13 protein-coding genes are annotated in these 17,409 nt (G+C 72.6%); 9 read left to right on the top strand and 4 right to left on the bottom strand.

Annotated features, from left to right (window positions below; genetic code table 11):
* Window positions 1–73: 73 nt before the first annotated feature.
* The 5 genes from ABD331_RS50240 (at window position 74) to ABD331_RS50260 (ending at window position 7,078) form a co-directional block, all read left to right on the top strand.
* Window positions 74–1,036 carry a GlxA family transcriptional regulator gene (locus ABD331_RS50240; protein WP_344492724.1) on the top strand — a complete coding sequence of 321 codons (963 nt, stop codon included), beginning with the start codon at window positions 74–76 and terminating at the stop codon, window positions 1,034–1,036.
* A 26-nt stretch (window positions 1,037–1,062) separates the two neighbouring features.
* Complete coding sequence (locus ABD331_RS50245) at window positions 1,063–2,799, top strand: serine/threonine-protein kinase (RefSeq protein ID WP_344492727.1); 1,737 nt, start codon at window positions 1,063–1,065, stop codon at window positions 2,797–2,799.
* A gap of 91 nt (window positions 2,800–2,890) precedes the next feature.
* Window positions 2,891–5,824, top strand: coding sequence for an AfsR/SARP family transcriptional regulator (locus ABD331_RS50250; protein WP_344492730.1), 2,934 nt, complete (start codon window positions 2,891–2,893; stop codon window positions 5,822–5,824).
* A gap of 74 nt (window positions 5,825–5,898) precedes the next feature.
* A complete protein-coding gene (locus tag ABD331_RS50255) occupies window positions 5,899–6,507 on the top strand; it encodes a hypothetical protein (protein WP_344492733.1) in 609 nt (202 codons plus the stop codon).
* Window positions 6,491–7,078, top strand: coding sequence for an OmpA family protein (locus tag ABD331_RS50260; protein WP_344492736.1), 588 nt, complete (start codon window positions 6,491–6,493; stop codon window positions 7,076–7,078). Before ABD331_RS50255 ends, ABD331_RS50260 begins: the two co-directional genes overlap by 17 nt.
* A gap of 21 nt (window positions 7,079–7,099) precedes the next feature.
* Here the strand turns inward: ABD331_RS50260 and ABD331_RS50265 are convergent, their stop codons facing one another.
* From ABD331_RS50265 to ABD331_RS50275, 3 genes are all read right to left on the bottom strand, one after another.
* Complete coding sequence (locus ABD331_RS50265) at window positions 7,100–8,182, bottom strand: S1C family serine protease (protein WP_344492739.1); 1,083 nt, start codon at window positions 8,180–8,182, stop codon at window positions 7,100–7,102.
* Window positions 8,183–8,200: 18 nt separating this feature from the next.
* Entirely contained in the window at window positions 8,201–9,631 is a 1,431-nt protein-coding gene (locus ABD331_RS50270) for an AMP-binding protein (protein ID WP_344492742.1), read from the bottom strand.
* 109 nt (window positions 9,632–9,740) lie between these two features.
* Complete coding sequence (locus tag ABD331_RS50275) at window positions 9,741–9,986, bottom strand: hypothetical protein (RefSeq protein ID WP_344492745.1); 246 nt, start codon at window positions 9,984–9,986, stop codon at window positions 9,741–9,743.
* A 571-nt stretch (window positions 9,987–10,557) separates the two neighbouring features.
* On the opposite strand from ABD331_RS50275, the gene ABD331_RS50280 reads away from it, so the two are divergent.
* Both ABD331_RS50280 and ABD331_RS50285 read left to right on the top strand, forming a co-directional pair.
* Window positions 10,558–11,364, top strand: a complete 807-nt coding sequence (locus ABD331_RS50280) for a hypothetical protein (protein ID WP_344492747.1) — start codon at window positions 10,558–10,560, stop codon at window positions 11,362–11,364.
* A 95-nt stretch (window positions 11,365–11,459) separates the two neighbouring features.
* Window positions 11,460–13,637: an acyl-CoA dehydrogenase family protein gene (locus tag ABD331_RS50285; RefSeq protein WP_344492749.1), complete on the top strand. Its 2,178-nt coding sequence runs from the start codon at window positions 11,460–11,462 to the stop codon at window positions 13,635–13,637.
* Window positions 13,638–13,655: 18 nt separating this feature from the next.
* On the opposite strand, the gene ABD331_RS50290 is transcribed toward ABD331_RS50285, so the two are convergent.
* The gene (locus ABD331_RS50290; protein ID WP_344492751.1) at window positions 13,656–15,488 is read right to left on the bottom strand and encodes a hypothetical protein; all 1,833 of its coding nucleotides are present in this window, start codon (window positions 15,486–15,488) and stop codon (window positions 13,656–13,658) included.
* An 82-nt stretch (window positions 15,489–15,570) separates the two neighbouring features.
* Here ABD331_RS50290 and ABD331_RS50295 point away from each other — a divergent pair, with 82 nt between their 5' ends.
* Complete coding sequence (locus tag ABD331_RS50295) at window positions 15,571–17,160, top strand: MmpA family trehalose lipid delivery protein (RefSeq protein WP_344492753.1); 1,590 nt, start codon at window positions 15,571–15,573, stop codon at window positions 17,158–17,160.
* Between the two features lie 110 nt (window positions 17,161–17,270).
* Window positions 17,271–17,405 (top strand): hypothetical protein, encoded by a 135-nt coding sequence (locus ABD331_RS50300; RefSeq protein WP_262380496.1) that lies wholly within the window; start codon window positions 17,271–17,273, stop codon window positions 17,403–17,405.
* Window positions 17,406–17,409: the final 4 nt, after the last annotated feature.

Genomic DNA, 17,409 nt, shown 5'->3' on the forward strand with positions numbered 1-17,409 from the left:
CGGCGGCCAAGGAAGACGGCCGGGAAGGTCCGGAAACTTGGGTTCTGCGTCCTTCGCACCTACAGTCGGGGCCATGGACCGACGACGGGTCGTGATCGTGGCCTACGAGGCTTCGGAGCTGCTCGAGATCGCGAGCATCACCTCGACGCTGGAGAGCGCCAACTGGCACGGCGCGCTGCCGTACTACGAGTACCGCGTCGCCACCCCCGGCGGCCACCCCATCTCCACGGCCACCGCGCTGACCCTGCACGCCCAGCTCGTCCTGGAAAGGGTCACCGGGCCGCTCGACACGCTGGTGGTCGCGGGCGGCATCGGCCACGAGGACGCCGCCGCGAACCCGCTGATCGTCAGCCACGTCCGCCGGCTCGCCAAGGAGAGCCGCCGCGTCTCCTCCGTCTGCACCGGCGCCTTCATCCTGGCCGCCGCCGGCCTGCTCGACGGGCGGCGCGCCACCACCCACTGGCACCAGGCGCAGCGCATGGCGGACCTCTACCCCGACGTCGTCGTGGACCCCGACCCCATCTTCATCAGGGACGGCAACGTCGCCACCTCCGCCGGCATCACCGCCGCCCTGGACCTCATGCTGGCCTTCGTCGAGGAGGACAACGGCACCGAGCTGGCCAGAACCGTCGCCAGGAATCTCGTCACCTACCTGCAACGCCCCGGCGACCAGGCGCAGATGAGCATGTTCGTCAGCGCCCCCTCACCCGCCAACAGCCTGGTCAAGCGGACCCTCGAACACATCTCCGCCCACCTGCGCGACGACCTGAGCACCGCCACGCTCGCCGTCGAGGCGGGCGTCAGCGAACGGCACCTCACCAGGCTCTTCCTCAAGCACCTCGGACAGACGCCCGGCCGCTACGTCAGGCAGGCCCGCACCGAGGCCGCCGCCCACCTGCTCGCCTCCACCTCACTCCCCATGGCGGCCGTCGCCGTCCGCTGCGGGTTCGGCACGGCCGAGACGCTGCGGCAGGCCTTCATCGACCGGTACGGCATCCCGCCCTCCCGCTACCGGCTGGCGCAAGCGGTGGGTTGATCCCGGCTCTGGCTAATGTGTCTGCGATGAACGGTGACCGGGTCATAGGCGGCTACACGCTGCGGCGCCTGCTCGGGCGCGGCGGCATGGGCGAGGTGCACCTCGCCGCCACGCCCACGGGCGGCCTGGCCGCGGTCAAGCTCATCCACCCCGCCCTCGCCGGCGACCCCGCGTTCCTGCGCCGCTTCGAGCGGGAGGTCGCGGCGGCCCGCCGGGTCGCCAGATTCTGCACCGCGCCCGTCCTGGACGCCGGGATCGACGACGGCGTCGCCTACCTCGTCACCGAGTACGTCAAAGGCCCCGACCTGGCGCGGGCCGTCCACGAGCAGGGGCCGCTGACGGGCGGGAACCTGGAGGCGCTCGCGGTGGGCGTCGCGACCGCGCTGAGCGCCATCCACGGGGCCGGGGTGATCCACCGCGACCTCAAACCCGCCAACGTGCTGCTGTCGCCGCTGGGGCCGCGGGTGATCGACTTCGGGATCGCGCGGCTCGTCGACCACGACGCCCTGTCCAGCCAGGTGATCCTCGGGACGCCCGCCTTCATGGCGCCCGAACAGGCGCGCGGCGAGCCCCTGACGCCTGCCGCCGACGTGTTCGCCTGGGGCGGGGTGATCGCCTTCGCGGGGACGGGGCGGTTGCCGTTCGGGGGTGGGGACGTGTTGGGGCGGATTCTTCACGAGGAGCCGCGGCTGGATGGGCTGGATCCGGGCATTCGGGGGGTTGTGGAGCGGGCATTGGCCAAGGATGCTCGGCTGCGGCCGACGGCTGAGGGGTTGCTGGCCGAGATGGTTGGGGGTACTCGGCTGGCTGCGGCTACTGAGGTGGTGGAGCGGGCTTGGACGGAGAGTGTCACGGCCGACGTGCGTGGTACCGCCTGGCCCGCTGGGTCGCCCGCGCCCGCCCCGCCTGTCGGGTCCGCCCGGTTGGCCCCGCCCACGCCCGTCGCGCCCGCCGACTTTGCCGCGCCTGCCATGCCCACGGCCGCCGCGTCCTCAGCGCCTGGCGCGCATGCTGCGCCCGTAGCGTCCCCAGCACCCGCCGCGCCCCCCGCACCCGCCGCGTTGGGTCGGGGGAGGAGGTGGTGGCCGTGGGTGGCGGCGGCCGGGAGCGTCGCGCTGGTTCTCGCCGTCGCCGCCGCGACCCTGCCCGGGTTGACGTCCCAGACCTGGCCGTACGAGGCCGGGTTCGCGGACGGGTGGGCCGTGGGCACGTCCAACGCCGGAAGCGCCCGCCTGGACGGCGCCGGCTACGAGCTGACCGTCGAGCCCGGCTGGCGGCTGTGGAAGTCGGCGCCCGTCCGGGAGCCGGGGAACGGCGTGGTGGTCAGCGCGAAGGCCACCTTGGAGGAGGGCGAGGGAGAGTACGGTGTGTGGTGCCACGGCTCGGCGAGCTCGGGAGACCGCTACGAGTTCGCGGTGAGCGGCGCGGGCAAGGTCACGATCACCAAGCGCGGCACCGGGGGCAGGACCCTGTACGGCCCGGCGGACGCACCGGGCAAGGGCACCCGGCGCGTCGTCGCGGAATGCGGTCAGAGCGGGAGCAAGGTGACCCTGCGGATGTGGCTGGACGAGAGCCTGGTCGCCGAGGTGTCCGACGCCGACGCCCCGTACGGACCTGGCGAGGCGGGCGTGCACGCGGCGTCGAGCGCCACCCGGCAGGCCCGCGTCCACTTCGAGTCCTTCGCCGCTCGACCGACGGCTCGAGAAGCCACGGCAGGCACGTGGGATCGACGAGCCACGGCCCGACCGGCGGCTTACACGTGAAGCCGAGGAGTTACGGTCCGAGCGGCGGCCTGCGCGTGAGATCGACGAGCCGCAGCCTGACCGGCGGCCCGCACGTGAGATCGGGGAGCCGGTGAGCGTGCGGTTCGGCGTGCTCGGCCCGCTGCGCGTCGACGGCGGCCCGCCTCCGGGACCGGCCAAGCACCGGACGTTGCTGGCCGCGCTGCTCCTGTCGGCCCGTGAGCAGGTGCCGGTGGAGCGGCTGATGTCCGCCGTGTGGGACGACCGCCCGCCCGCCTCCGCCGAGTCGGTGCTGCGCGTGTACATCAGCGCCCTGCGCAAGGCCGTCGGCGGCATCCGCACCGTGCCCGGCGGTTACCTGCTGGACGTGGAGCGCGACGACGTGGACTGCCACCGCTTCGAACGGCTGGTCGCGCAGGCCAGGCGGGTGAGGGAGGCCGGGCGGGTGGCGGAGGCGGCCGACGGGTTCAGGGCGGCGCTGGGGCTGTGGCGGGGGCCGGGCGCGCTGGCCGACGTCGAGTCGTCGGTGCTGCGGCGGGCGTACGGGGTGCCGTTGGAGGAGTTGCGGCTGACCGCGCTGGAGGAGCGGATCGAGCTCGACCTGCGGCTGGGGCGGGGCGCCGAGGTGGTGGGGGAGCTGCGGGCGCTCGTCGGGGCGCATCCGCTGCGTGAACGTGCGTGGGTGCGGCTCATCGAGGCGCTGCACCAGGCGGGGCGCAGGTCGGAGGCGTTGGGCGCGTACCAGGACGTGCGGCGGACGCTGGTCGAGGAGCTGGGGCTGGAACCGGGGGCCGAGCTGGTGGCCGCCCACCGGCACGTGCTCGACGATCAGTCTGGGGCCGCGCATCGGCACACGCTGAACGACTCTGGTGTCGGTGCGGTGGTGGAGCCGGTCAACGAGCTGCCGCCCGACATCTCGGACTTCGCGGGGCGGCGGTCGGTGCTCGACTGGATCGCCCGCACCGCCGCCGAACGGGCCCAAGCCCCCGTCCACCTGGTGCTGCACGGCCCGCCCGGCTGCGGAAAGTCGGCCGTCGCCGTGCACGCCGCCACCGCGCTGGACCTGCCCGACGGCCGCCTCTACGCCGCGCTCGGCACCCGTCCGCCCGGCGCCGTGCTGGAGGACCTGCTGCGTTCCCTCGGCTGCCCCGACGGCGCGGTGCCGCCCGCGCTCGACGACCGGGTGCGGCTGTACCGCAGCATGACGGCCCGCAGGCGCCTGCTCGTGCTGCTGGACGACGCCGCCGACGAGTCCCAGGTGCGCCCCCTGCTCCCTACCGGGCCCGGCAGCCTCACCCTGGTGACCAGCAGGTCGCCGCTGGCGGGGCTGGAGGCGGCGCGGGCGTACGAGCTGGGTCTGCTCGGCGAGGACGAGGCCGTGGCGCTCCTCGGCGGCGTCGCCGGAGCCGACCGGGTACGCGCGGAGCCCGAGGCCGCCCTGAACATCGTCCGGCTCTGCGGTCACCTGCCCCTGGCCCTGCGGATCGCCGGGTCCCGGCTGGCCAGAAAACCGGGCTGGACGCTCGGCCACCTGGCGGGGCGGCTCGGCGACGAGCGGCGGCGGCTCGACGAGCTCAGCGCGGGCGACCTCGCCGTCCGGGGCAGCCTCGCCCTCGGGTACCGGGGGCTGCCGGAACCCGAGCGGCGGCTGCTGCGCGGGCTCGGCGCGCTGTCCGCGCCCGACTTCGCGCCGTGGGTGCTCGGGGCGGACCTGGAGCCGCTGGTGGAGGCCGGGCTGCTGCAGTCGCGCGGGCTGGACGAGGCGGGGCAAGAACGGTACGGGTGGCACGACCTGACCCGGTTGTACGCCGCGGAACGGCTGGCCGAGGAGGATGGTGGGGCTCGGGGTGTGCTGGGGGCCGTGGCGGGCGAGATCCTGGAACGGACCCGCCACGCTCGCGAAGCCCTCCTGCCCGCGGAGCCCGGCACCGGCCGCACCCAGGCCCTCCTCCCTGGGGAGCCCGGCCCGAGCCGCAACCAGGCTTTTCTTCCCCTGGGTGCCGGTAGCGGTCTGGAGACGGGGTGGTTGCGGCGGGAGGCGCGGTGGCTGAGCGCCGAGCGGCGGTTCCTGGTGGCGGTGGTCGAGGATTTCTACCGGGCCGGTCTGTACGAGCCCGCGTGGCGGCTGGCCTTCTACCTCACCCCGCTGTTCGAGCTGGGCGCCCACCACGACGACTGGCACGCGACCACGGCGACCGGCCTGGACGCGGCCAGGGCGGCGGGGCACCGGCACGGCGAGGCGCTCCTGTTGCGCGGTTTGGCCGACCTGCACCGGGCGGAGGGCCGCACGGACGCGGCGGCTGCGGCGCTGCGGGCGGCCCAGCCGCTGGTGGAAGGGCTGGAGCTGGCCAGGATCACCCTCCGCCTGGGCCTGGTCCAGGCGCGGGCGGCGGCGGATGAGGCGAGCCGGGCGTCTCAGGGGCCGGAGAGGGTGGTGGGGGCGAGGAGGGTGGCGCGGGTGAGGGAGGCGGAGCGGGCGTTCGTGCGGGCGTTGCGGGTGTTCGAGGAGGCGGGTGATCGCCGGGGCAGGGCCGACGCGTTGCGGGCGCTCGGATCCCTGCGCGAGGACGAGGCCGCACTGAACGCGGGCCTGGCCGCGTACCAGGAGCTGGGTGACCTGCGCGGTGAGGCGGAGGCGCTGCTCGACCTGGCGCGGCTGCACCTGGCCGCCGGACGCCACGCTCAGGCCCGGGACTGCGTGCGGCGGCGGCTGGGTGTCAACCGCCGGCTTGGTGACCGGCTGCCGGAGGCGGTGGCCTTGCTCGTCCTGGCTGGGATCGAGGAGGCGGCGGGAGCGCCGGGGCGGGCGGCGGAGGCGGCGCGGGCGGCGCTGGAGACGTTCACGGCGTACGGCGACCGCAGGAGCGCGGCGCGGGCCCGGTTGGCGCTGGTGAGGGCGCGCCTGGAGCTGGGCGATCTCGACGAGGCGGTTGAGACCCTTATGCGTGGTATGGAAGAGTTTGACGGCCTTGGTGAGGAAGATGTGAAGGCCGAGGCCGACAGGCTCGCGCGGGAGGCCGGCAGGCGGCGTGGTCAGCGCATATAGCGCACTATGCGGATCCTGAAGGTCGCCTCCCTAGGGTGAGGGCCACGTTCCCCGAGTACGAAGGTGACCAGGTGATGCGGAAGACGTTCGCGCTGGCTGTGGCGGCGTTCGCGCTGGCGGGCTGCGGCATGATGCCGGGGCAGCAGGGCGGAGGCGGCGAGGAGCGCCAGTCGCAGGCCGCGGTGGAAGGCCAGAGCGCCTCCGCGGCTCCACAATCGGCTTCGGAAGAACAGGGGCAGACGCCGGCGCGCAGTGCGCCGCCGCAGGATGCCGGGGTGATCGCCAGCCGCGAGGTGAAGGTCGGCGCGGGCGACATGTACGGCAAGGCGCGGGTGGACATCACCGCGCTCAAGCGCCAGGGCCGCGTCCTGAGCCTCAACTGGACGGTCACCGCCACGGAGGGCAAGGTCAATGTGCACAACGGCATGGGCGCTGGCCCGCTGGACTTCACGGTCTCGACCGTCTCGCTGATCGACCCAGTCAACGCCAAGCGGTACCGGGTGGCGCGCAACGGCACAGGCCAGGACGCGGAGTGTGTCTGCTCCGACACTCAGGGGCTGTTCATGGAGCCGGAGGAGGCGTCCACGCTGTACGCGGTGTTCGCGGCACCGCCGGCGGACGTCACGAAGATCAACGTTGAGATGCCGATGTTCGGCGTGTTCACCGATGTTCCGATCTCTTAGCGTCGCTCTGGCGCTCGTCCTGTCGCCGGGCCTGGTCCCGAGTCTGGTCCCGGGCCTGGTCCCGAGCCTGTCGCCGACCCCGGTGCCCAGCCCGCCCGCGGACGCCACCGGCGCCGTCGAGGACCTCGTGCTGCCCGTCGAGGACATCGTCGGCGAGGTCGAGTCCATGGACGGCGCCGAGAGCGAGAGCAAGGTCGGGCAGCAGGTGACGGTGGCGGTGACCAGCGACGTGCTGTTCGCGGTGGACAAGTGGCAGCTCACCGCCAAGGCCCGGCAGCGGCTGGCCAAGGTGGCCGCGAAGGTGGCGGCCGAGGGGGCCGGTGGGGTGGTCAAGGTCGAGGGGCACACCGACGACCAGGGGACGGACGCGTACAACGTGACGCTGTCGCAGCGGCGGGCGCGGGCCGTCGAGGTGGAGGTGCGGCGGCTGCTGCCGGCGGGGGTGACGCTGGAGGCCCATGGGTACGGGGAGAGCCGGCCCAAGGTGCCCAACGTGATCGACGGCAAGCCCGTGGCGGAGAACCGGGCGAAGAACCGGCGCGTCGAGATCGTCTTCACCGCGAAGGGCTGACCCCCGCGGCTGGTGCGCCGGTTACTCGCCTGCCAGCTGTCCCAGCGTCACGGTGACGGTCTCGGTGCGGCCGGTGGAGCGGATCATCTCCACCCGGGCGCGGTCGCCCGGCTTGAGGGTGGTGATGGCCTCGGCGAGGCTGGCCATCGTCGGCGTGTCCTTGCCGTTGATCGACACGATCACGTCGCCCGCGCGGATGCCGGCCTTCTCGGCGCCCCCGCCCTGCTCGACGCCGGCCACGCCCACCCCGCTCGGCTGCCCGTCGGAGCCGATGACCGTGCTGCCGCGGATGCCGAGGGCGGCCCGGTGGCTGTTGGTGACCTTGCCGTACTTGACGATCTGGCGGGCGATGTCCGTGGCCGTGTTGCTCGGGATCGCGAAGCCGATGCCGGGCGCGGCGCCGCCGCCCAGGGTGGGGTCGGTGGCCGCGAGCGTCGGGATGCCGATCACCTGGCCCGACAGGTCCACGAGGGCGCCGCCGCTGTTGCCCGGGTTGATGGCGGCGGAGGTCTGGATGGCGCCGGCGATGGTGGCGCCGGGCGAGTCGGGGTTCTGCGGTTCGGTGACCGTACGGCCGAGCGCGGAGACGATGCCGTTCGTGACGCTGCCGGACAGCCCCAGCGGGTTGCCCATGGCCAGCACGATCTGCCCGACCCGGAGCTTCGAGGAGTCGCCGAAGCGGGCCGGGTTGAGCCCGTCGGGACGGTCCACCTTGATCACGGCCAGGTCCCCGGCCGGGAACGACTTGACCAGTTTGGCCGATCGGGCCGCGCCGCCGGTGGCGATGGTGACGGTCATCTGCGTGGCCTGTCCCACCACGTGCGCGTTGGTGACGATGTGGCCCTGGGTGTCGAGGACGATGCCGGACCCGAGCCCGGCCTTCGTGGTGATCTGCACGATGGATGGCAGGACATCCGAGATGACCTTCTCGTACGCGGCTTCCAGCGACTCCGGCGTCATCGTGGGCGAGGCCGTGGGCGAATGCGGAGCCGAAGTGGTGGGGGAGGGTGCGGACGGGCTGACGGTGCCTGTGGACGTGGGAGGTGGCCCGCAGCCGGCGACCAGTACGGCTGCGGCGGCCAGTCCCGCGACGATCTCCCTCATAGGGAGATCCTGCCCATCTCAGCTCGAAAGATACGTTTCCCGGACATTCCTCCGGCTCAGCTTGCCCGTCGGCGTGCGCGGCAGCGACTCCCTGTACTCGATCAGCCGGGGGTGCTTGAGCCTGGCCAGCCGGGGCGCGCAGTGCCGCAGCAGCTCCGCCGTGAGTTCCTCCCCGCCGGACACGCCCGCCGCCGGCTGGACGAGCGCCACCACCTTCTGTCCCCACTCGTCATCGGGCACGCCGATCACCGCCACGTCGGACACGGAGGGGTGTTCGAGCAGCGCCGCCTCGATCTCGGCCGGGTAGATGTTGACCCCGCCGGAGATGATCAGGTCGGTCCGGCGGTCCAGCAGGAACAGGTAGCCGTCGTCGTCCAGGTAGCCGATGTCGCCCGGCGTGTAGTCGCGCCCGCGCATCGCGGAGGCCGTCTTGTCCGGGTCGCCGTGGTACTCGAAGCGGTTGATCCCGCCGATGTAGACCAGCCCCGGCGAGCCGGGCGGGACCTCGCGGCCGTCCTCGTCCACGATCGTGAACGTCATGCCCTCCAGCGCCTTGCCCACCGTGCCCGGCCTGGCCAGCCACTCCTGCGAGGACACCATGGTGGCCACGGCCGCCTCCGTGGAGCCGTAGTACTCCCAGATCACCGGCCCGAGCCAGTCGATCATGGCCTGCTTGGTGGCCGGCGGGCACGGCGCCGCCCCGTGGTAGAGGTGCGTGAGGGACGACAGGTCGTACGACTCCCGGTCCGGCACCGCCAGCAGCCGATGGAACATCGTGGGCACCATGAACGCGTTCGTCACCCGATACCGCTCGATCAGCTCCAGCGCCGCCGCGGCCTCGAACCGCTCCGGCGCCACGATCGAGTGCCCGAACTGCAGCGCCATCATCGCCTGCCCGTACGGCGCCGAGTGGTAGAGCTGCGAGCACACCAGATGCACCCCGCCCATCGGCAGCCCGAAGTGCTTCCAGCTCTTGCGCATCAGGATCGGGTACAGCTCCTCCGGCGTCAGGTCCAGCAGCCGCCGGCGCACCCCCTTCGGCCGCCCGGTGGTGCCCGAGGTGTAGAGCATCATCGAGCCGGCCCGCCGGTGCTCGGGCGGGGTGCCGGGCCGGCCGGACGCGAGCTCGTCCACCGTGAGCGCGTCGGGCGCGACCACCACCTTGGCGCCGCAGTCGGCGATGATGTAGTCGATCTCCTCCGCGGTGAAGTGCCAGTTGACAGGGACGAGATAAGCGCCGATCTGGTACGTGGCCAGCATCATGGTCAGAGCGTCGGCGCCGTTCTTCAGCACGGTCACCACGCAGTCGCCCGGTGCGACTCCGCGCGAGGTCAGGCCGTGGGAGGCGCGGTTGACGCGGTCCAGCAAGTGTCCGTAGGAGATGCCCTCGTCGCCGAGGAGGGCGGGGCGTTCAGGGTCGTTGGCGGCGATCTCGTAGAAACCCCTCATATTGGCAGACCTTACAGAATTAGATTCTGCTGGGGGAATAGAGGAATTATCCCGCTCCGTCGTGACGTAACCTCAAGGCCATGGCGGACGACGGCGAGCGCAGGCGCACCTACGATTCACCCACCACCCCGTTCCGCAAGGTCGTCCTGCCCGCGGAAGAGACGGTCAGGATCTCGCGGTCGGCGGTTCCTGGGGCGTCCGGGCCGGTGAAGGCGCCTGGGGAGGCCGAGGGGCAGACACCCACCTCGTCGCCCGCGCCGTCCCCCGCCGCGTCGCCTGGCAAGTCGCCCGCGCCGTCCCCCGCTGCGTCGCCCGGCAAGACGCCCGCGCCGTCGCCCGGCAAGACGTCTGGCAAGGGGCCAGCGCCGTCGCCTACTGCGCCGCCCGGTAAGCCGCCCGCGCCGTCGTCCGCCGCGGCGCCCGCTGCGTCGCCTGGCGAGGCGCCTGAGAAGACACCCGATGGGTCGTCCGGCAAGGCGCCGGAGAAGGCACCCGGCAAGTCGTCCGGCAAGGCGCCGGAGAAGTCGCCTGGCAAGGTGCCCGACAAGTCGCCGGGCAAGAAGGTCGCTCCGGTGCCGAGTCAGGCTCCGACCCGGCAGCCGCCGACCGGGCCCTCCGCGCCGCCGCCGAGCCCCGGCCCGACGGGTGCGCCAGGCCAGCGTCAAGGGGCCGGTCAGGGGCCTGGGCAAGGGCCCAGCACGGGCCGCCCCGGACATGGGCCGGGCGCGAACTCGGGGCAAGGGCCGGGCGTGGGTTCTGCGCATGGGCCGGGCGTGGGCGTTGGGCAAGGGCCGGGCCCGGGTGTCGGGCAAGGGGCGGGCCCGGGTGTCGGGCAAGGGCCTGGGCAGGGGCCGGGTCCCGTGTTTGGGCCGGGACCGATGCAGGGGCCGGGGTTGCGGTTGGGGCAGCCGCCTCAGCAGCAGCCCATGCAGCCCCTCCCCTCCGTCCCAGCCCTCCCCCCACCCCCCAGGGCCCGCCGTTTCGGCGACATCCCGATCAAGGCCGTCTACCTGGTGGGCGCCATCCTCGGCACGGTCCTGGCCGTCCTGCTGGTGTTCGTGGTGTTCCGCGGCGACGTCCCCACGAACCAGCAGTCGTCCGAGCAGGTGGTCCCGGTCGCGCCGGTGCCGTCGGTGTCGGTGACCCCCACGGTGTCCACCAGCCCGACCCCCACCGAGACCCCGATCGTGCTGCCGCCGGTGCCCGACTCGAAGAAGTACGCGACGCTGTCCGGCACGGCGTCCCTGGTCACCGGCACGATCACCGACAAGGCGAGCGGCATCACCTATCCGAGGCTGGCCTCGCCGTGGAAGGCGAAGTCGTTCCCGCCGTTCTCGATCGCGCAGCGCATCGGCAAGGTCGCGGTGCCGCACACGGTGATCGCCTCCGCGATGTACCCGGGCGATTCGCCGGAGACGAAGCCCACCTCGAACGCCGACTACCGGGAGATCGCGACGCAGGCGGCGCGCTGGACGATCCGCACGCAGTACCCGGCGGGCGCGAAGCTCGACGAGTGGACCGCCTCGCAGAAGATCCCGGTCGGCAAGGGATGGACGCTCGGCTACAAGGTCTCCTACACCTTCGGCGGCAAGGAGCAGGAGGCTCAGGCCATGGTGACGGTGATCGAAGTGGGCAAGACGAAGCCCGCGATGCTGATGGCCTCGATCCCCGAGACGAACAAGACGCGGTGGCGCGACCTGAACACCCTGGTGCAGCAGGTTCGTCCGTTGTAGGAAAGCCAGAAAACCGGCGCTCGCGGGCGATATGCCAGAAGCATGCTCTAGAATATGATTCTGGGCATGACTCGGACCTGGCTGGAGGATGAGCAATGGCTATCGGGTTGAGCGAGGAGCACGAGGCGCTCCGCGAGTCGGTGAGTGGCTGGGCCGAGCGGAACATCCCCTCGGAGCTGCTGCGCGCCGGGACGGAAGGCCGTCCAGCGTTCTGGCCCGGCCTCGCCGAGCAGGGGCTGCTCGGCCTGCACGTGCCCGAGGAGTACGGCGGCTCCGGCTACGGCCTCCTGGAGGCGGCCGTGGCCGTCGAGGCGCTGGCCGAGCGCATGGCGCCGGGGCCGTTCGTGCCGACGGTGCTGGCCAGCGCGGTGATCAACGCCTCCAAGCGCCCCGAGCACCTGGAGTCGTTCGTGGACGGCACGCTGACCGCCGCCGTCGCGCTGACCGGCTCGCTGACCGCCACCCGCCGCGACGACGGCTCGCTGGTCGTCTCCGGCACGGCAGAGCCCGTGCTCGGCGGCTCGCTGGCCGACTCGCTGGTGCTGCCGGTCACCACCCCCGAGGGTGAGGAGTGGGTGCTCGTCGACGCCTCCTCCGCCACCGTCACCGAGATCAAGTCGCTCGACCTGACCAGGCCGGCCGCCAAGGTCGAGCTGTCGGAGGTGGTCGTCCCCGCCGAAGGCGTCCTGGAGGGCGTCGAGACCTCCGACGTGCGCGACCTGGCCGCGATCCTGCTCGGCGCCGAGGCGGCGGGCCTGGCCTCGTGGTGCGTGACGGCCGCCGCCGAGTACGCCAAGGTACGCGTCCAGTTCGGCCGCCCGATCGGCCAGTTCCAGGGCATCAAGCACAAGCTGTCGCGGATGCTCGTCGCGCTGGAGCAGGCCCGCGCCACCGTGTGGGACGCCACCCGCGCCGAGGGCCAGGAGCTGCGCTTCGCCGCCGCCGTCGCCGGGGTGATGGCGCCGGACGCCGCCGTGCAGTGCGCCAAGGACGCCATCCAGACCTTCGGCGGCATCGGCTACACCTTCGAGCACGACGTGCACCTGTACTACCGCCGCGCGCTCACCCTGCGCGCCCTGCTCGGCTCGTCGGCCGAGTGGGCCGCGACGGTGACCGAGCTGTCGCTGCAGGGCGTCGCCCGCGAGATGGAGATCGACCTGCCCGAGGGCGCGGAGGAGCTGCGCGAGTCGATCCGCGGCGAGATCGCGGAGATCGCGAAGCTGGAGGGCAAGGAGCAGAAGCGGGCCCTGGCCAACCAGGGGTTCGTGATGTCGCACCTGCCCAAGCCGTGGGGCCGCGACGCCAAGCCGCTGGAGCAGGTGCTGATCGCGCAGGAGCTCAAGGCCGCCAGGGTGCGCCTGCCCGCCATGATCATCGGCGCCTGGGTGGTGCCGTCGATCGCCGCGTACGGGACGCCGGAGCAGCAGCAGCGCTTCCTGCCCAAGACGCTCAGCGGCGAGATGATCTGGTGCCAGCTCTTCTCCGAGCCGGGCGCAGGCTCCGACCTGGCCTCGCTGCAGATGAAGGCGGAGCAGGTCGAGGGCGGCTGGAAGCTCAACGGCCAGAAGATCTGGACGTCCGTCGCCCACGTGGCCGAGTGGGGCATCTGCATCGCCCGCAACTCCAGCGAGGGCTCCAAGCACGAGGGCATCACGTACTTCCTGGTCGACATGAAGGCCCCCGGCGTCACCGTCAGGCCGCTGACCGAGATGACCGGCGAGAACCTGTTCAACGAGGTCTTCCTGGACGACGTCTTCGTGCCGGACGACCTGGTCGTGGGCGAGGTCGGCGAGGGCTGGAAGGTGGCCCGCAACACGCTGTCCAACGAGCGCGTCTCGCTGTCGTCCGGCTCGGGCGGCACCGGCGCGTCGGTGCCGGACCTGCTCGGGCTGGTCGGGCGGCTGGGGCGGGAGCTGACGCCGGTCGAGGCGCAGCGGGTGGCCGAGGTGGTCTGCGAGGGACACTCGATCAACGCGCTGTCGCTGCGGGTGACGCTCAAGCAGCTCGCCGGCTCCGAGCCGGGGGCGGACGCGTCCGTGCGGAAGCTGCTGTCCACCTCGCACGCCCAGCACGTGTCCGAGATGGCGGTGGAGCTGCTCGGCGCGGCTGCCGTGACGGCGGCCGACATGAAGCTCGGCGACGCCGGCTACTGGAACCGGGCGGTGCTCGCCACCCGGGCGATGACCATTTACGGCGGCACGACCGAGGTGCAGCTCAACATCATCGGCGAGCGCATGCTGGGGCTGCCCAGGGACCCGGAGCCCGGCAAGTAGGACCGTACGTCCCCGTCCCTAACCGGCCAGTGGTTGCGGTGGGACGGGGGCGCCGGTGTCGGCGGGGACCGGGGTCCCGATCCTGATCTCGCCGACGCAGGAACCCGCGCCGATCGCCCGGATGGCCAGCTCCGTGCCGCCCCCGGTGATCGGCGCGAACGTCCTGCCCAGGTCCTTGCCCGCGGGCACCGTGCTCTGCGCGAGCCCGAGCCGCACGTTCAGCACGGTCGGGGCGCCGTTCAGGTAGGAGACCTGGACGACGTGCTCGCCGGGCGCGATCGGCGCGGGCAGCCGGAAGATCACCTCCTGCCGGCCGACCGGCGTGCAGGAGGCCTTCGCCGGGATGGTGACGCCGTCGATGCTCACCGGCCGCAGCCGTCCCTGCGGGTCGAAGATCAGCGGATCGGGCACCGGCCCTGCCAGCCGCTCGGTCCAGGTGATCAGGTGCGGGGCGGTGTTGCCGAGCACCTTGGAGTGGCGGGCGTAGCCGTAGAAGAACGCCGCGAAGGCCACCTTCTCCGGCACGTGCGTGTCGAGCACGACCGTGCCCGCCGGGACGCGCGCGAGCGCCTGCGCGCCGGTCGTGACGTAGCTCTTGACGTTGCGCCCGAGCGGCCGGTCGGCGTAGGCGGCGACCGACCACACCGAACTGGCCGCGAACGCCAGCGCCACCGGCACCCACAACCAGGTGAGCCGCGGCGCGGGCCGCAGCCAGGGACGCTCCTCGCCCTCGACCGGGACGAAGGCCAGCCCGATCACCACGGCCACGAGCACGGCGGTGGACGATACGTACCGCAGCTCGAACCCGCTCAGATCCGGACCGAGCACCTCAACGCGCCCCAGCATGACCGGCACCACGTCCGCCAGCAGGAAGTAGCCCAGCAGCATCGCCCACGCCAGCCAGGCCCGCCGCCGCCACCACACGGACACGGCCACGGCGGCCACCGCGACCAGCCCGCTCACCCACATGAGCGCGGGCGGGGTGGCGGCCAGCGCGTAGTCCTCGCCGATCGGCTGCCACCGCCAGGGGCCGCCCAGCGACGTGGGGATGAGCGAGCCGGTCAGCAGCGTCCACGCCGACTTCAGCGCCACCCCGGCGCTGGGCAGCTCGGGGCTGAAGGTCTCGTTCGTGAGCTGCACGGAGGTGAAGAGCTGGCGGAAGAACACCACCGCGTACGGCACCAGCACGGCCAGGTACAGCACCCAGCCCCGCCACAGCCGCCGCAGCGCGCCCACGCCGCCGAGCCAGCCGATCGTCAGCACGAGCGCCAGCACCGGGATGAACGGCGCCTTGACGAAGAACACCATCCCGAGCACGGTCCACGCCGCCGCCGCGAGCGCGTGCCTGAAGCGCCCGGTGCGGACGTAGTGCACGTGCGAGGCCAGCGCCATCGGCAGCGCGATCTGGAACGGCAGCGTCTCGGCCACCACCGCCCACCACGACAGCCCCGGCACCGTCATCGGCGTCAGCAGCGCGAAGCCGAGCGGGATGAGGATGGCCGGGCGCGTCCCGAACAGCACCCGCAGCAGCCGCAGCAGCGCCAGCCCGGCCGCCGCCTGGAGGCTGATCGTGACGGCGTGCGCCAGCACGTCGTTGTAGACGCCGAGCCGCCCCATCGCCCACTGGATCGCGAACGCCCCCGGCATCAGGTGGCCGAAGTCGATGCGCATGAGGTAGTCCCAGGAGAGCGGGTTCTCCAGCCCCCTGGCGATGAACATGAAGTCGTCCTGGCGGAAGTACGTCCTGCTGACCAGGCCGTACTTCCAGACGAGCTGTACCGTGATCATGACGAGCCCGGCGGCGAGCACCGCGTCGCCGCCCCTGAAACGCATCCCCTGTGTGGAGAACATGCCCCCTGCCTCCCGGGCGAAGGGTAACCACGGGAAGGTGATCAGTGGAATGGCCGTGTCAGGGTTGTGATGTCATTGCGGGATGCCGTACACCGCCCGAGCCGGGCTCTGCGCCGCCCTCCTCGGGCTGGCGCTCGGCTGCCTGGCGCTCGGGCCGGCCCTCGGATGGGGCTTCACGCTGCTGCAGGACATGGTGTTCGTGCCCGATCCGGCGTTCTCGCGGTTCACGTTCGGGCTGGCGGGCGGGGCGGCGCGGGTGGTGCCGAGCGACGCCGTGGTGACCGCGCTGGCGCAGGTGCTGCCCGCCGAGCTGGTGCAGAAGGCGATCCTGCTGGGGATCTTCGTCCTGGGCTGCTCGGGGGCGGCGCTGCTGCTGCCGTCGGAGTCGCTGGGGCCGAGGCTGGTGGCGGGGGCGTGCTACGTGTGGAACCCGTACGTGGCGGAGCGGCTGCTGATCGGGCAGTGGGCGCTGCTGCTGGGCTACGCGGGGCTGCCGTGGGTGGTCAGGGCGGTGTGGTCGGGACGCAGGATCGCGCTGGCCGTGTTGCCGGCGGCCGTCGGCGGGTTCGCGGCGATGACAGTTACGGCTCTCACGGCGCTCCCCCTGGCGCGGGGAGCCGTTCCCACGGCGCTTCCCGTGGCGCGGCGAGCCGTCGTGGTGCGGGCCGTCGTGGTGCGGGTGGTGGCGGTGCTGGCGGTGTTCAGCCTGCCGTGGCTGATCCCGACGGCGCTGCGGCCCGAGGGGATCGACGGCGATCCGGCCGGGGTGGACGCGTTCGCGGCCAGGGCCGACACGCCCTTCGGGGCGATCGGGAGCCTGCTGTCGCTGGGCGGGATCTGGAACAGGTACGCGGTTCCGCCCGGGTACGAGAGCGTCGCCGGGGCGGCGGCCAGGCTGGCGCTGGTGCTCGTCGGGGTGGTCGTCTTCCTGCGCTCGGAGGTGCCGTACAAGCGGCGGCTGGCCGTGGCGGCGGGCATCGGGCTGGCCGTGGCCTGCGTGGGGGTGAGCGAGCCGGGCCGGGCGGCGTTCAGGTGGGTCGTGGTGGAGGTGTGGGGCGGGTTCGCGGTGTTCAGGGACGCCCAGCAGTTCGTGGCGCCGCTGGCGCTCGTGGCGGCGCTGGGGCTGGGGCTGCTGGCCGAGCGGGTCGCCCGCGAGCGGGCCTGGGTGGCGGCGCTGGTGCTGGTCCCGGTGGCGGTGCTGCCGACCATGGCGTGGGGGTCGCTGGGGCGGCTCGGGGCCGTGTCCTATCCGGCGAGCTGGACGGCGGCGCGGGAGGTCATCGGGCGCGATCGGGAGGCGGGCGACGTGCTGGTGCTGCCGTTCGAGGCGTACCGGCAGTTCCCGTGGAACGGCGGTCGGGCGGTGCTGGACCCGGCGCAGCGCTTCTTCGCGACGCCGGGGCGGCGGGTGGTGTCGAATGACGCCGTGCGGGTGGGCGGCCTGGTCGTGGAGAGCGAGGACCCGCGCGTCCAGACGCTAGAACAGGTACTAGAAGGGCCCTCGCCTGACCTGCCTGGAGCGGGATTTCGCTACGTGATAGTCGACGCGGGGACAGGTGAAGAGCGGCAGCGGTTCGGTAGGTGGCTACAGAGTGCGAGGGTCCTGGTCGATACCGGTGACCTGCGGTTGTATCGATTTGACGGGCCGGTCGCGCGGGTTCCGTCCGAATAGGTACGCTGATCAGCGTCTTTGTTAAGATTTCGTCTAGCTACTTCCGAGTAGCAAGAATTGGTTCTAGGTTTAGGGACGCCCGCACCACTGTCCGCTCAGGGAGGAACCCCGTGATCAAGATCCTCTTAGCAGCGATGATCGGCGTCGCCGTTGCGGCACTCGTGATGACGGTCACCACCGTCACCTTCACCGGCGCCACCGCCACGCCGGTCAACCAGCCGCTCTACAACTACGGCGACCGGTAAGACC

This window comes from Nonomuraea monospora (assembly GCF_039531895.1).
GTDB classification, from domain to species: Bacteria; Actinomycetota; Actinomycetes; order Streptosporangiales; family Streptosporangiaceae; genus Nonomuraea; species Nonomuraea monospora.